Below are 13785 nucleotides of genomic sequence, written 5' to 3'. Positions count from 1 at the left end.
CATGCAAAGCGCCGCCGAACGGGCCGAACTCTGGGTTGGAACGGCGGTCCTGGCCGTCGCGGCGGGCTTTCTGATCTGGGCCGGTTCTGGAAGCGGTTTCGGGCGTGGGCTGGGCGGTGACGGTTACGAACTGCGCGCGGCCTTTCCCAGCGTGGACGGGATCGACGTCGGGACCGATGTCCGCGTCGCAGGTGTCAAGGTCGGCAAAGTGACCGGCATCGACCTGAACCCGCAGACCTATCTGGCCGAAGCGCGGTTGCGCATCCCGGCCGAAATCCAGATGCCCAGCGACAGCGCCGCGCTGATACAGTCCGACGGGCTTCTCGGCGGTGCCTATATCGAGCTTCAGCCCGGCGGCGCGCCGGACAACCTTGCCCCCGGTGACGAGATCGAGGATGTGCAGGGCGCCGTCAGCCTGTTGTCGCTGATGATGAAATTCGTTGATGCGCAGGCGGGGGGAGACCAGAAATGACCCGTCGTATCCTCGCACCCGCGCTGCTTTGCCTGCTGATGGGCGCCGTGCCCGTTGTGGCGCAGGAAGAGGATGGGTCGCTTTCCGAAGAAAGCCTGATGGTCGACCCCGCCTTCAGCGACGATCCGAATGCCGTGGTGGTGATCGAGCCATCGGCCGCCGAACGCGAGGCCGCGATTGCAGGCGCGCGCGGGCCGGATACCGCGCAGGGCAAGGGCGCGAAATTGCGCGGTCTGGACAAGGTCACCGGGCAGACTCACGATTTCGGGTTGGAGAACGGACAGTCGGCCGAGTTCGGACGACTTCAGGTGCGGCTGGGCGAATGCCGTTTTCCGGCGAACAACCCTGCATCCGACGCCTATGCCGAGCTGACCGTGGTCGATACGCGCGCGAACAATACCGTGTTTTCGGGCTGGATGATCGCATCCTCTCCGGCGCTTTCCGCGATGGATGATCCGCGCTACGACGTTTGGGTCATTTCCTGCAACAACGCCTGACGGTCCGGCAGCCCGGCCGCGGTGAAGTCCGCACCAGTGCGGATCGCCTGCGCCAGACGACGTCGGTATTCCCCGCGCAGGATCGCGCGCCCCCCCATCGAGGTCAGGTGCTCCGTCGGATACTGCGTATCCCAAAGCTGAAACCCGGTCCGGCGCAGGTGCGACGACATCCAGATCAGTGCCACTTTTGAGGCGTTCGGCCTGCGTGAGAACATGCTTTCCGCGAAAAAGGCCGCACCCAGCGAAACACCGTAGGTCCCGCCTACCAGTTCGTCGCCGTCATAGATTTCCAGGGAATGCGCATGGCCCAGCTGAAACAGCTCGCGGTAGAGCGCGATCAGGTCGGCATTGATCCATGTCTCTTCGCGGTCGGCACAACCGGCCACTACTCCGTCGAAATCGGAATTGATGCTGGCCCGCCACCCGCATTGGCGCAGGAAGCGGTGCATCGAGCGCGAGATATGGACCCCGCCCACCGGCAGGACGCCGCGCTCGGGCGGGTCGAACCAGTAAAGTTCGGGATCGGCGGCTGAACGGGCCATGGGAAAGACGCCCTGGGCATAGGCCAAAAGCAGTCTTTCCGCCGTCAGTTCCACCATTCCCGATCAGCTGTTCGGATCGGCCAGCTTGGCCAGCCAGCGTTCCAGCCAGTGGATCGAATAGTCACCCCGCTGGATATCCGGGTTTTCAAGCAGCGCCCGGAACAGCGGCACGGTGGTATCGACACCATCGACGATCAACTCGCCCAACGCACGGTCAAGGCGCGCCAGCGCTTCGTGCCGGTCACGACCATGCACGATCAGCTTGCCGATCAGGCTGTCGTAATAGGGCGGGATGCGGTAGCCGTCATAGATCGCGGCATCCATCCGAACGCCCAGGCCGCCCGGCGCGTGGTACTGCGTGATCTTGCCCGGAGAGGGCGTGAAATTCGGCAGTTTTTCCGCATTGATCCGCACTTCGATCGAGTGGCCGCGGATCTCAAGATCTTCCTGGCGGAACTCCATCTCTTCACCGGCGGCGACGCGGATCTGCTGGCGCACCAAATCGACCCCGAAGATGGCCTCGGTGATCGGATGCTCGACCTGCAGGCGGGTGTTCATCTCGATGAAATAGAACTCGCCATCCTCGAACAGGAATTCGATCGTGCCGGCGCCACGATAACCCAGCTTTGACATCGCATCCGCACAGATGCCGCCGATGCGGGCACGCTGTTCTGGCGAAATTGCGGGGCCGGGAGCCTCTTCCAGCACCTTCTGGTGGCGGCGCTGCAGCGAGCAGTCCCGCTCGCCCAGATGCACCGCGCGGCCCTTGCCGTCGCCGAAGACCTGGATCTCGATATGGCGCGGGCGCTGAAGATATTTCTCGATATAGACTTCGTCATTGCCGAAGGCGGCCTTGGCTTCGGTCCGGGCGGTGCGGAAGGCGATTTCCAGCCCATCCTCATTCTCGGCGACCTTCATGCCGCGGCCACCGCCGCCTGCCGTCGCCTTGATGATGACCGGATAGCCGATTTCGGCCGCGACGCGGTAGGCCGAGGCGACGTCCGGGACACCACCTTCCGAGCCGGGGACGACCGGAATGCCAAGCGCCTTGGCGGTGTCCTTGGCGGTGATCTTGTCGCCCATGATGCGGATATGTTCGGCCGAGGGGCCGATGAAGGCGATGCCGTGATCCTCGACCATCTGCACGAAGCCGGCATTTTCCGACAGGAAGCCATAGCCCGGATGGATCGCCTGCGCGCCCGTGATTTCGCAGGCGGCGATGATCGCGGACATCGACAGGTAGCTGTCGACAGAAGGCGGCGGTCCGATGCAGACCGATTCGTCGGCCATGCGGACATGCATGGCATCGGAATCGGCGGTGGAATGGACCGCGACCGAGGCGATGCCCATCTCGCGGCAGGCACGGACCACCCGTAGGGCGATCTCGCCGCGATTGGCGATCAGGATCTTGTCAAACATCCCGGCCTCACTCGACGACCATCAGGGGCGCACCGAATTCGACCGGGCTGCCGTCGTCGACGAGGATGCGCTTGACCGTACCCGAGCGCGGCGAGGGGATGTGGTTCATGGTCTTCATCGCCTCGACGATCACCAGCGTATCGCCTTCCTTGACTTGCTGGCCGACGCTGACGAAGGCCGTGGCGCCCGGTTCCGGCGACAGATAGGCGGTGCCAACCATGGGCGAGGTCACGATGCCCGGAAGGCTGGTCGGATCCTCATTCGCGGCAGGGGCCGCGGGTGCGGCTGCGGCAGGTGCGGCGGCCGCGAGGGGCAGGGCAGCCGCGGGCGCAGCCGCGACAGTCTGGATGATCTGCTTGCCTTGTTTCGACAGGCTGACAGTCAGCCGGTCGTTTTCGCCGTATTCGCGCTTGACGGAAAGTTCGGTCAGCTCGTTGCGGTTGAGCAGTTCGGCCAGGGCCTGGATGAAGGCGACGTCGCCCTTGCCATTGCCTTCGTCCTGACCTGCGTGATTGTGATCGTCGCTCATGCCGTCCTCTGGATTTTGTCGTTGAGTGCCGCGCGTCCGGCGCGGCGGTTGGGGCGCTTATAGCCTGTCATATGACGCGAGGGAAAGGGTTTCCCCGGCGACTAGCGCGCGTCGCCACGTTCTTTCCAGCGGCGGTGGACCCAGAACCATTGATCCATATGGGCGCGCACCTGCGCCTCAAGGTGATCGTTCAGATCCTGCATCATGGTCGCTGGATCGGAATGGGGAATGGGTTCGCCGACTTCGACGCGAAAGCTCAACCCGTCCGGCTGGCGGATTCCGGCGATCGGCAGGATCAGCGCTTCGTAGCGGATGGCAAGCTCGGCCGGGGTCAGGACGGTTTTCGTCGTCAGGCCGAAGAACTTCAGTGGTGCGCCATGGCCGTCGAACTGGTCATAGCCCAGCGACAGCCAACCGCCGCCCTTCAGGAATCGCAGCATGGCGGCAAGGCCCGAGCGTCCGCGCGGGAACATCGGTTCGGCTATGGCGCGCATCGCGGGGATGTAATGGCGGTTGAACGCCTCGTTGTTCATGGGGCGGTAAAGCGCGCCCACCGGCCAGCCCCGACCGGTCAGGGCAGCGCGCATTGCGTCGTAATTGCCGAAATGCGCCACGGCCAGGATCACCGGCCTGCCTGCGGCGGCCGCCTGCTCCAGTGCGGGCAGGCCGGGGCCGCAGAGCGGATCGGCAGAATGGATGCGGCCGATGAACTCGGTCCCCGAATAGATCTCGGCCAGCGAGCGACCGGCATTGTCGGGCACCGCGCGGGTCAGGTGGCGCACCTCGGCCGGGGTCAGGTCCGGCCGTGCCTTGGCAAGGTTCGTCCGGATGCGCTTGCGCCAGCCCGCGACGGGACCAAGCACATGGGCAAAGAACCAGCCCATTGCGGGGATGCGACGCTCATAAGGCAGGATCCGGGCCACGCCCATGATGGCAAGAAAGGTGCCATTCGCGATCCGGTCGGTCAAGGAGACCCTGTCTTCGTCTTTCTCGCTCATCCGGTTCCGTCTATCCTGCCTTCTGCATGGCGCGCGCTTCGCGCAGCCAGACATATATGCCCGCGCCAACGATGATCAACGCACCGGCCAAAGTCCAGCGGTCGGGCAGGGTGCCCCAGAACAGCCAGCCCCACAACCCGGCCCAGATCAACCCGGTATAGCCGAAGGGGGCAATTGCGGCGGCCTCGGCCAGGGCAAAGGCGCGGATCAGCATCGCCTGCGCCACGGTTCCCAGCGAACCGATCAGCAGGAAGGCCCAGATGTCGGTACTGGCAATAGGTTGCCAGACAAAGGGCACGGCGAGCGTGGTGATGACCGTGCCGACCGTCGCCGACCACAGGATCGAGGTTGCGGTCGAATCCTCGCGCGCCACCCGCGTCAGGATCGCGCCCGCCGCATAGGTGAAGGCCGCAACCAGCGGCAACAGCGCTGCCGGCTGGAAGACGCCAAGACCGGGGCGGATGATGATCATTGCGCCGCAAAGCGCCGTGATGATGCCCAATGCGCGGCGGATGCCGATCCGCTCGCCCAGAAAAATCGCGGCGCCAAGCGTGATCAGCACCGGGTTTATGTCCATGATCGCCGTCGCCTCGGCGAGCCCGATCCATTGCAGCGAGGTGAAGAACAGCCCACCCGAGGCAAGCTGGGTGATGCCGCGGAACAGCTGCACGACCGGGCGTTTCGTGACCATCGTCCGGCGAAAGCGCGGCGCGAAGATCACCGCGACGATCAGGAAGTTGATCGAGAAGCGCGCCCAGACGATCTGGCCGGGGTGGTAACGCTCGGCCAGGTGCTTCGCGGTGGCATCCATCATCGTGAAGATGAAGATCGACAGCAGCAGCAGCAGGATGCCCTGCAATTGCGTCGAACGGACCGTGCTGCCCGCGGGGGCAAGGATCGGCGGAATCCCCGGAGGGGGGCTGTCTGGCTGGCTCATCTGGGGACTCCCTTGCCGCGCGTTATGCCGATGCGCGGTGACAAGGTCCATGCCCCGGAATGCAGACGGCCGCGCGAATGGCGCGGCCGTCGTTTTCATGTCGCCATTGCTCAGCCAAGCAGGCGGCGGGCCTCGGCGACGGCGGCTTCGGCGGTGATGCCGAACTCCTTGTAAAGGGTCGGGGCCGGGGCCGATGCGCCAAAGCCGGTCATGCCGATGAAGCCCGAGGTTTCCTCACGACCGCGTTCGCCCAGCAGCAGCCATTCCCAGGGCTGACGGACGGCGGCCTCGATGGCGATGCGCACGGTGTTCGCGGGCAGGACCGAGCTGCGGTAAGCCACGTCCTGATCGCGGAACAGTTCCATCGACGGGACCGAAACCACGCGGGTCGGCACGCCCTGCGCCTCAAGCTGGTCGCGCGCGGCGACCGCGATCTCGACCTCGGAACCGGTGGCCATCAGCACGACTTTCGCCGTGGCGCTGGCCTCGCGCAGGACATAGGCGCCCTTGGCGGTCAGGTTCTCGCCCGCGGTTTCGCGCAGCGTCGGCAGGTTCTGACGCGATAGGGCCAGGATCGAGGGCGAGCTGTCCTCGCTCAGCGCGATTTCCCAAGCCTCGGCGGTCTCGATCAGATCGCAGGGACGGAAGGTCAGCGTATTGGGCGTGGCGCGGCAGATTGCCAGATGCTCGACCGGCTGGTGGGTCGGGCCGTCCTCGCCCAGACCGATGCTGTCATGGGTCATGACATAGACAACCGGCAGTCCCATCAGCGCCGACAGGCGCATTGCGCCGCGGGCGTAGTCGGTGAAGCACATGAACGTCCCGCCATAGGGACGGAAACCGCCATGCAGCCAGATGCCGTTCATCGCGGCGGCCATGCCGTGTTCGCGGATGCCGTAGTGGATATAGCGGCCGGTGCGGTTCTCGGGCGTGAAGATGCCCAGATCCTTGGTCTTGGTGTTGTTCGAGCCGGTCAGGTCGGCCGAACCACCCAGAGTCTCGGGCAATTCCGGGTTCACGACCTCAAGCACCATCTCGCTGGCGCGGCGGGTCGCGATCTTGGGCTTGCTCGACAGCGCCTGTTCCTTCAGCGCGGCGATGGTCGGCGCAAGCCGGTCGCTGCCCTCGCCCGAAATGCGGCGCGCGAATTCCTCGCGGTTCGCACTGGCGTCGACGCGGGCATTCCACGCCTCGCGCGCGGACTTGCCGCGGGCGCCGATCGCGCGCCAATCCGACAGGATATGCTCGGGGATGATGAAGGCGGGGGATTCCCAGCCATAGGCGGCGCGGGCGGCGACGATTTCCTCGGCCCCCAGCGGCGAGCCATGAGCACCCGAGCTGTCCTGCTTCTTCGGCGAGCCATAACCGATGATGGTCTTGCACGAGACCAGCACCGGGCGGTCGTCGGCACCGCTTGCGGCGTCGGTCAGCGCGCGGTCGATGTCGGCGGCGTCATGGCCGTCGCAAGCCAGCACGCGCCAGCCCGAGGCCTCGAACCGCTTCATCTGATCGGTATTGTCCGACAGCGAGACGCGGCCGTCGATGGTGATGTCGTTGTTGTCCCACAGGACGATCAGGTTCTTCAGCTTCTGGTGGCCGGCCAGCGCAATGGCTTCCTGGCTGATACCCTCCATCAGGCAGCCGTCGCCGGCGATGACCCAGGTCTTGTGGTTGCACAGATCGGCGCCGAACTGGGCGCGCATCGCCTCTTCGGCGATGGCCATGCCGACCGAGGTGGCGATGCCCTGGCCCAGCGGACCGGTCGTCGTCTCGACACCCTCGACATGGCCGTATTCCGGATGGCCAGCCGTGATCGCGCCCCATTGGCGGAAGTTGCGGATCTGGTCCATCGACATCTGCTCATACCCGGTCAGGTGCAGCAGCGAATAGATCAGCATCGAGCCGTGGCCGGCCGACAGCACGAAGCGGTCGCGATCGAACCAGTTCGGGGCGGATGCGTCGAATTTCAGGTGATTGCGGAACAGGACCGTGGCCACATCGGCCATGCCCATCGGCATGCCGGGATGGCCCGAATTCGCGGCCTCGACTGCGTCCATCGACAGGGCGCGGATGGCGGAGGCAAGGCGCCAGTGGTCGGGATTGGCCTTGCGGCGTTCGGCGATGTCCATTGTGGATTTCCGTGCTGGTGGATGCGCAGCTTCTGATATTCAGGCGGACGCCCTGTTGCAACCCGCGACCGCGGCCTTGCCCGACTGCCCGAACGGCATTTTTCGTCCCGGACCGCAGGATCGGCGACCGTGTCGGGGTCTTTCGCCCGACTGCTGCGAAGGGTGCTGGATCGCGAGGCGCGGCGCAAGGCGATTTCCACCCCTTTGCCTCGGCCTGCCCGCGAACCGGGCCGCACCTGCTGCCGGGGCAACTTTCGGTATAAATTCGTTGCGTTGAATCAAACCCCTGCGCTTAAATTTCAGGACACAATGATAATGACCTGACACGGAGGACTTCATGGGACAGACCGCACCCGCTGCTCGCGATCCGGTGGACGAGATCCTGCCGCCGGCCCGCATGACCATGCTGGGGCTGCAACACGTGCTTGTCATGTATGCGGGGGCCGTGGCGGTGCCCCTGATCGTGGGACGCGCGCTGAAACTTGCGCCCGAGGATGTCGCCTTCCTGATTTCGGCGGATCTGTTCTGTTGCGGCATTGCGACCATCATCCAGTCGTTGGGCGCGACCCGCTATTTCGGGATCCAGCTTCCGGTGATGATGGGGGTCACGTTCGCCTCGGTCGGACCGATGGTGGCAATGGCCAATGCCAACCCCGGCCCCGACGGTGCGCGGATGATCTTTGGCGCCATCATCGGGGCGGGGATCATCGCCATGGTGATCGCGCCCTTTGTCGGGCGGATGCTGAAATTCTTTCCGCCGATCGTCACCGGCACGATCATCCTTGTGATCGGCGTGTCGCTGATGCGGATCGGGATCAACTGGATCTTCGGCAATCCGGTCGGCCCGACCGCGCCGAAGATCGTGGACCCCGTCGCTTTGGGCTGGCTGAACCAGCTGAAAGAGATGCAGGCGACCGGCGTGGTCCCTGCGCTGCCCCAGAACTTTGCCCCGGCGGCCAGCGTGCAGAACCCGCTTTACGCGAGCCCCGTCAATATCGTGATCTCGGCGGTGGTGCTGGTCGCGATCCTGATGATCGCGCGGTTCGGCAAGGGCTTCATCGCGAATATCGCGGTGCTGCTGGGCATGGTGATCGGCGCGATCCTGACCATCCTGCTGGGTCAGATGAGCTTTGCCAAGGTGGCCGATGCCGCCTGGTTCGGGGTGGTCGCGCCCTTCCATTTTGGAACTCCGATCTTCGACCCGGTGCTGATCGTGACCATGGTGCTGGTGATGATCGTGGTCATGATCGAATCCACGGGCATGTTCTTGGCCTTGGGCGAGATGACCGGCCGCAAGATCACGCAGGAACGGCTGACCGCGGGTCTGCGCACCGACGGGTTGGGGACACTGCTTGGAGGGATCTTCAACACCTTCCCCTATACCTCGTTCAGCCAGAACGTCGGTCTGGTCGGCGTGACCGGGATCAAGAGCCGCTATATCTGCGTGGTGGGCGGCGTGATCCTGATCCTGTTCGGACTGGTTCCCAAGATGGGCGCGGCGGTCGAGTCGCTGCCGACCTCGGTTCTGGGCGGGGCGGGGCTGGTGATGTTCGGCATGGTCGCGGCGACGGGCATCCGCATCCTGTCCACCGTGGATTTCGCCAGCAATCGCAACAACCTGTTCATCGTCGCCGTTTCGCTGGGCTTCGGAATGATTCCGCTGATCGCGCCGGACTTCAAGCAATGGATGCCGCATGCGATTCACCCGCTGATCGAATCCGGCATCCTGTTGGCGACCATCGCGGCGGTGGTGCTGAACGCTTTCTTCAACGGTACCCGTGGTGGCAGCGCCGACGATGCCCGCCGCGCGGCAAGCCTTGTCGATCACTGACCGCCGCGACCCTCGTCACCGGACGGGGGCGGCGCGACAAGAGGCCGGATCCGCAACCGCGTGATCCGGTTCTCGCGCCGCGCGACGACCTCGAACCGATAGCCGTGGAAGGAAAACACCTGCCCCGGCGTGGGGATCGACTGGGCGGCATGGATGACCAGACCGGCGACGGTATTCGCCTCTTCATCGGGCAGGGACCAGTCCAGCGCGCGGTTCAGGTCGCGGATGGTGGTTGCCCCGTCGACGCTGTAATCGCCCGCGTCATTCGGGGTCAGGGATTGGGCGATGTCGGTATCATGTTCGTCGGTGATCTCGCCCACGATCTCTTCAAGGATATCCTCCAGCGTGATCAACCCGCGCAGGTCGCCATATTCGTCCACCACCAGCGCGAAATGGGTGCGCCGCGCCAGAAACTCGCGCATCTGCTCATCCAGCGGGGTCGTGTCGGGCACGAAATAGGGGGGCATTGCCACGCTGAGGATATCGAAGCCTTCCAGCGCGTCGCTGCCGCCTTCGCCCACGGCGCGGCTGACCCCGCGCAGCAGGTCCTTGGCATGGATCACGGCAATGACGTTTTCCCGCTCTCCGCGAAAGATGGGCAGGCGGGTATGGGGGCTTTTCAGCACCCGGTCCAGCACCGCCTGCGTCGGCAGGTCCGCGTCGATCATCTCGATGCGGGAGCGGTGCAGCATGATCTCTTCCACGGCGCGATCGCCCAGATCCAGCGCGCCCCGCAGCAGGTCGCGTTCCTCCTTGAGGACGGTGCCGCTGGAATGGCCAAGGTCGAGCGCGTCGACGATTTCCCGTTGAACCGAGAACAGCCGCGCCTCTGGATCGGGGGCATGCCGGAACAGGGCAAGAAAGCCGCCGACGGCCAGCCGCGCGATGGCGACCACGGGCGCAAGCGGTGTCGTGAAGGCGCGCACCGCGCGCGCGACGCGGCATGCAGTTTCCTCGGGGTCGCGGGCCGCAAGCGCGCGGGGCAGGATCTCGGCCAGGACCAGCACCAGAATGACGGTGATCAGCACGGCCACCGCCTCTCCACCCAAGCCGTAAAGATGCAGGAACAGGCCGGTCGCAAGGCTTGCGGTCAGGACGTTCGCGATGATCCGGCCCACATGCAGCGCGCCGATCAGACGCTCACTGTCTTCGGTCAGTTCCAGCGCCACCGCAGCGCTGTCATCGCCACGCTCGGCGCGGTTGCGAAGGCGCGCGCGGCTGGACGCGATCAGCGCGGCCTCGGACCCGGACAGGAAGGCCGAGACTGCCAACAGCAGGACGATCGGCGCGACCGTCAGCCAGGTCGCCAGATCATGTGCAGACGCGGTCCCGGCCGCCAGCCCGGGCGTGGTCATTCCCTGGGCTTTCCGGGCGGTGTCTGCGCCAGCGGGTGATGGTTCAGCACCAGATCGCGCATCCGGCTGTCAAGGACATGGGTATAGATCTCGGTCGTGCCCAAGTCGGAATGACCCAGCAGCATCTGGATCGCGCGCAGATCCGCGCCGCCTTCAAGCAGGTGGGTCGCAAAGGCGTGGCGCATGACATGGGGTGAAACACGGGCGGGATCAATACTGGCGGCCAGCGCAAGCTGATTCATCAGCCCGTTCACCGCCTGCCGCGTCATGTGCCCTTCTGCGCTGGGGGCCGGAAACAGCCAGCGCGATCCGCGTCCCGCCACAAGCCGCCCCAAGGGCGATTGCGCAGGAGCATTATCGCGCAGGATCAGCCATGCAGCCAGCGCCGCGCGCGATGGCCCGTTCAGCGGCACCATCCGTTCGACCCCGCCCTTGCCGCGGATCAACAGCACGGCGGGATTGCCCCGACAGGCGGTGACCGGCAGCGAGACAAGCTCGCTGACCCGCATCCCGGTGGCATAGATCAGTTCGACCAGAACCAGGTTGCGGGCCTGTTCGATCTGGTTGCGGCCCAGCTGGGGCAGGGCGTCCATCATCGCCTGGACCTCGTCCCGGTCCAGCGTCTTGGGCAGGCGCTTGGCCCGGCCGGGCCCGGCGATGCGTCCGGCAGGATCATCGTCGCGCCAGCCTTCCTCAAGCGCGAAACGGGTCAGCTGGCGCACAGCGGACAGCCGACGCGCACGCGTGGCCCGGGACAGGCCCTGCGCATCGCAATGGCCCAGATAGTCCTCGATCCCCTCGCGGGGCACGGTCAGGACGGTCAGTTCGCGCGCCCCAAGCCAGTCGCTGAAATCCCGCAGGTCGCGGCCATAAGCCAGCAGCGTGTTCCGCGCGGCCCCGGATTCCGCGGCCAGCGCGTCCAGAAATGCGGCGATCCGGCGGCGGTCGTCAGCCTGGCCCCGGACTGGTCCGGTCTTGCCGTCGAATGGTCCGTCGGTCTTGGGCATGGCTCTCTCAGGGATTGGCCGGATAGGCACCGGGTGAGGCCCCGATGACCGGGGCAAGGATCAGTTCGATGGCGGCCTGGCGGGCAATCTCGCCCTGGTTCAGCGCCCGAAGCACGGCAAGGCCCTGCGCTGCGCGGGCAAGATCGCCGTCGATCCCCGCATCCGCATCGGCAATCGCGGTCAGCATTGCCTCGCCCTTGCGGTTCTGCGCGAACTGGTCGCTGGTCGCCTGCGGCAGTGGACGGTCCGCGACGAAGGCGGTCAGCAATTGCTCGGCCCGGTCAGAGCCGGGGCCGGCAGGGGGCACGGCGGCGGCAAGGCCGCTTGCAAAATCCAGGAGCCACAGGTCGAAGGGTTGTGCATCGGCGGGCGTCTGCTTGACCATCCGCCAATCCCCGGCCTGAAGCGCTAGCCACAGGGCGACCTGCCCCGCACGGCCAGTCAGCGGCAGCGCCGCGACATCGCCTCCCACCATGTCTGCGAATGCCGGACCCAGTCCGGCTGCGATCATCGCGTCGAAAGCCGGCGGCAGGGTCTGCTCGACCTGGGCCATCTGGCCGCTGGCCAAAGCCACGTCCAGCGCCTGCACGGCAGCCGCCCGGTCCCAGACCCCGCCCGAGGCCGCGGGCTTCTGCTCGCCATAGATCCCGCGCAGTTGGGAAGCGGGGATGGCGCCGCCGCGGGCCAGTCGCTCGGCCGCGTCCAGTCGCGCCTTCCAGCCGCCATTCTCGTCCAGGTCGGCCAGCGCGAAAGCCAGCGGCAGATTGGCCGAGGGGAGGGGCTGGCCGATCGCCTCGTGCAGGCGCAGATCCAGCGGCGTCACCACGGTCGGAGGCGGCAGGATGTCGCTTTCGTCCGAATAGGAATCGTCAAGGTAATGACCCAGCAGGGTCGCCATCTGCGGGTCGATCATGCCGTTCAGATCGGCACCGTGAAAGACCAGGGCCGCCGCGGCCCAGTCGCCGCCTAGTGCAAGGCAGAAGATCCGCGCCGGAAAACTGGGCGCGACGCCGGGGGTGCGGTCCATGATCTGGCAGGCCTGCGCCTCGTCCCCGGCCAGAAGCGCGATGTCGAACAGGCGGCGGAAACGCTCGGGATCGGCGGGGCCGGCGGCCTGAAGCAATTCCTTGGCCGCGCCTGTCGCACCCATGTCCAGCAGCTTGTCGACACGGGCCAGGAAAAGCTGGCCATCCGCGCCGGGCTGGGCCTTGGGCGGAATGAACTGGGTCGCCAGGACCCGGCGTTCCAACCGGCGCAAAGCTGGCAGGCGCGGATCCGAGGACAGGACCATCCGCGCCAGCGTCGCACTGTCGGAATCCCCCCACAGGCTGGCGGGCAGGCCCGCCGCGCGGGGGGATACGGTGCCCTTGCTGTCGGCATTTCCCTCACCCAGACGGGTGACGCCGACGGGCTCGACGGCGCCACTGGGCGCGATTTCCTTGCGGCTGCGCGACTTCAACTCGGGCGGGCGGCCATCGCCCGGTCTCCAGGCCGAAACGGCATCGGGCTGCCGGATGCTGCCCGACAGCCAGTCGCTGGCCGAAAGCGGAGGGCGCGCATTGCCGGAACCCGGCAGCAGTGCAAGACCCGCCAGGAAGACCGTCAGCGCCCATGTGGCGCGGGAGCCCGGATTAATCGAGATCATTTTGCTCCGTCGTGGCGGCACCGGTTTCCTGCGCTTCGGGCGCGGGCTGTTCCGCAGCCGGAGCCTCGGACACGGTTCCGACAATCGGAGTAGAGGCCGTGGCAGGGCCAAGGTCAAGCTCGACCGGCAGGCGCGTTTCGCGCGGGTCGGCCTGCATGTCGCCGAAATAGGCATAACCGGTCAATCCGCCCAGCAGCAGAATCACCAGCACGACCACAACCCACAAAAGCTTCATAGCCTGTCCTTCTCGCCTCGAAAGCGTTTTCTCTGCCGGTCTGACGCCGGCACGCGCGAAATATATATGGCATTTCCGGAAAGATCACGCCATTCAGTGCCTCCAATATCTTGTCCGGCGGCGATGCGGAACAGGCCGCAGACAAAACCAAGGGAAGATGTGGGGCAGGGAAGTGGCTGACGGGTGGCT

Annotated in this window: 13 protein-coding genes; 3 read left to right on the top strand and 10 right to left on the bottom strand. The window is 65.9% G+C overall.

Annotation, left to right across the window (positions count from 1 at the left end; genetic code table 11):
- The first annotated feature begins 1 nt into the window (after nt 1).
- Complete coding sequence (mlaD, locus tag ACO2Q4_RS10155) at nt 2–472, top strand: outer membrane lipid asymmetry maintenance protein MlaD (protein ID WP_395132560.1); 471 nt, start codon at nt 2–4, stop codon at nt 470–472.
- On the top strand, nt 469–969 hold the full coding sequence (locus ACO2Q4_RS10150; RefSeq protein ID WP_423319064.1) for a DUF2155 domain-containing protein: 501 nt from the start codon (nt 469–471) through the stop codon (nt 967–969). The genes mlaD and ACO2Q4_RS10150 overlap by 4 nt, the downstream gene beginning before the upstream one ends.
- Here ACO2Q4_RS10150 and aat read toward each other — a convergent pair.
- From aat to tkt, 6 genes are all read right to left on the bottom strand, one after another.
- On the bottom strand, nt 933–1568 hold the full coding sequence (aat, locus tag ACO2Q4_RS10145) for a leucyl/phenylalanyl-tRNA--protein transferase (protein WP_423319062.1): 636 nt from the start codon (nt 1566–1568) through the stop codon (nt 933–935). The two genes, ACO2Q4_RS10150 and aat, sit on opposite strands and share 37 nt — an antisense overlap.
- Nucleotides 1569–1574: 6 nt before the next feature.
- Nucleotides 1575–2930, bottom strand: coding sequence for an acetyl-CoA carboxylase biotin carboxylase subunit (accC, locus tag ACO2Q4_RS10140; protein ID WP_311758399.1), 1356 nt, complete (start codon nt 2928–2930; stop codon nt 1575–1577).
- A gap of 7 nt (nt 2931–2937) precedes the next feature.
- Nucleotides 2938–3459, bottom strand: a complete 522-nt coding sequence (gene accB / locus ACO2Q4_RS10135) for an acetyl-CoA carboxylase biotin carboxyl carrier protein (RefSeq protein ID WP_311758400.1) — start codon at nt 3457–3459, stop codon at nt 2938–2940.
- A 101-nt stretch (nt 3460–3560) separates the two neighbouring features.
- The gene (locus tag ACO2Q4_RS10130) at nt 3561–4457 is read right to left on the bottom strand and encodes a lysophospholipid acyltransferase family protein (protein WP_395132567.1); all 897 of its coding nucleotides are present in this window, start codon (nt 4455–4457) and stop codon (nt 3561–3563) included.
- A gap of 10 nt (nt 4458–4467) precedes the next feature.
- Nucleotides 4468–5394, bottom strand: coding sequence for a DMT family transporter (locus ACO2Q4_RS10125; RefSeq protein ID WP_311758402.1), 927 nt, complete (start codon nt 5392–5394; stop codon nt 4468–4470).
- A 110-nt stretch (nt 5395–5504) separates the two neighbouring features.
- Nucleotides 5505–7523: a transketolase gene (gene tkt, locus ACO2Q4_RS10120; RefSeq protein WP_423319059.1), complete on the bottom strand. Its 2019-nt coding sequence runs from the start codon at nt 7521–7523 to the stop codon at nt 5505–5507.
- A 337-nt stretch (nt 7524–7860) separates the two neighbouring features.
- Here tkt and ACO2Q4_RS10115 point away from each other — a divergent pair, with 337 nt between their 5' ends.
- Nucleotides 7861–9354, top strand: a complete 1494-nt coding sequence (locus ACO2Q4_RS10115; RefSeq protein ID WP_395132571.1) for a nucleobase:cation symporter-2 family protein — start codon at nt 7861–7863, stop codon at nt 9352–9354.
- Here the strand turns inward: ACO2Q4_RS10115 and ACO2Q4_RS10110 are convergent.
- The 4 genes from ACO2Q4_RS10110 to ACO2Q4_RS10095 are packed head-to-tail and all read right to left on the bottom strand — an operon-like array spanning nt 9348 to nt 13596.
- Nucleotides 9348–10709, bottom strand: a complete 1362-nt coding sequence (locus tag ACO2Q4_RS10110; RefSeq protein ID WP_423319057.1) for an HlyC/CorC family transporter — start codon at nt 10707–10709, stop codon at nt 9348–9350. The genes ACO2Q4_RS10115 and ACO2Q4_RS10110 overlap by 7 nt on opposite strands.
- Complete coding sequence (locus tag ACO2Q4_RS10105; protein ID WP_423319055.1) at nt 10706–11716, bottom strand: site-specific tyrosine recombinase XerD; 1011 nt, start codon at nt 11714–11716, stop codon at nt 10706–10708. Before ACO2Q4_RS10105 ends, ACO2Q4_RS10110 begins: the two co-directional genes overlap by 4 nt.
- A gap of 7 nt (nt 11717–11723) precedes the next feature.
- Nucleotides 11724–13361, bottom strand: coding sequence for a hypothetical protein (locus tag ACO2Q4_RS10100; protein WP_423319053.1), 1638 nt, complete (start codon nt 13359–13361; stop codon nt 11724–11726).
- Nucleotides 13348–13596, bottom strand: a complete 249-nt coding sequence (locus ACO2Q4_RS10095) for a hypothetical protein (RefSeq protein WP_311758408.1) — start codon at nt 13594–13596, stop codon at nt 13348–13350. Before ACO2Q4_RS10095 ends, ACO2Q4_RS10100 begins: the two co-directional genes overlap by 14 nt.
- Nucleotides 13597–13785 lie beyond the last annotated feature (189 nt).

It is taken from the genome of Paracoccus sp. KR1-242, assembly GCF_049446195.1.
In the GTDB taxonomy this organism is placed as follows: Bacteria; Pseudomonadota; Alphaproteobacteria; order Rhodobacterales; family Rhodobacteraceae; genus Paracoccus; species Paracoccus broussonetiae.
The sequence above is the reverse complement of the archived record's forward strand: the minus strand, read 5'-3'. Positions and strand labels throughout refer to the sequence as shown.

Excerpts from the sequence above, each read along its gene's own strand:
- mlaD (WP_395132560.1), top strand. The coding sequence starts at position 2 with ATGCAAAGCGCCGCCGAACGGGCCGAACTCTGGGTTGGAACGGCGGTC.
- ACO2Q4_RS10150 (WP_423319064.1), top strand. The coding sequence starts at position 469 with ATGACCCGTCGTATCCTCGCACCCGCGCTGCTTTGCCTGCTGATGGGC.
- aat (WP_423319062.1), bottom strand. The coding sequence starts at position 1,568 with ATGGTGGAACTGACGGCGGAAAGACTGCTTTTGGCCTATGCCCAGGGC.
- accC (WP_311758399.1), bottom strand. The coding sequence starts at position 2,930 with ATGTTTGACAAGATCCTGATCGCCAATCGCGGCGAGATCGCCCTACGG.
- accB (WP_311758400.1), bottom strand. The coding sequence starts at position 3,459 with ATGAGCGACGATCACAATCACGCAGGTCAGGACGAAGGCAATGGCAAG.
- ACO2Q4_RS10130 (WP_395132567.1), bottom strand. The coding sequence starts at position 4,457 with ATGAGCGAGAAAGACGAAGACAGGGTCTCCTTGACCGACCGGATCGCG.
- ACO2Q4_RS10125 (WP_311758402.1), bottom strand. The coding sequence starts at position 5,394 with ATGAGCCAGCCAGACAGCCCCCCTCCGGGGATTCCGCCGATCCTTGCC.
- tkt (WP_423319059.1), bottom strand. The coding sequence starts at position 7,523 with ATGGACATCGCCGAACGCCGCAAGGCCAATCCCGACCACTGGCGCCTT.
- ACO2Q4_RS10115 (WP_395132571.1), top strand. The coding sequence starts at position 7,861 with ATGGGACAGACCGCACCCGCTGCTCGCGATCCGGTGGACGAGATCCTG.
- ACO2Q4_RS10110 (WP_423319057.1), bottom strand. The coding sequence starts at position 10,709 with ATGACCACGCCCGGGCTGGCGGCCGGGACCGCGTCTGCACATGATCTG.
- ACO2Q4_RS10105 (WP_423319055.1), bottom strand. The coding sequence starts at position 11,716 with ATGCCCAAGACCGACGGACCATTCGACGGCAAGACCGGACCAGTCCGG.
- ACO2Q4_RS10100 (WP_423319053.1), bottom strand. The coding sequence starts at position 13,361 with ATGATCTCGATTAATCCGGGCTCCCGCGCCACATGGGCGCTGACGGTC.
- ACO2Q4_RS10095 (WP_311758408.1), bottom strand. The coding sequence starts at position 13,596 with ATGAAGCTTTTGTGGGTTGTGGTCGTGCTGGTGATTCTGCTGCTGGGC.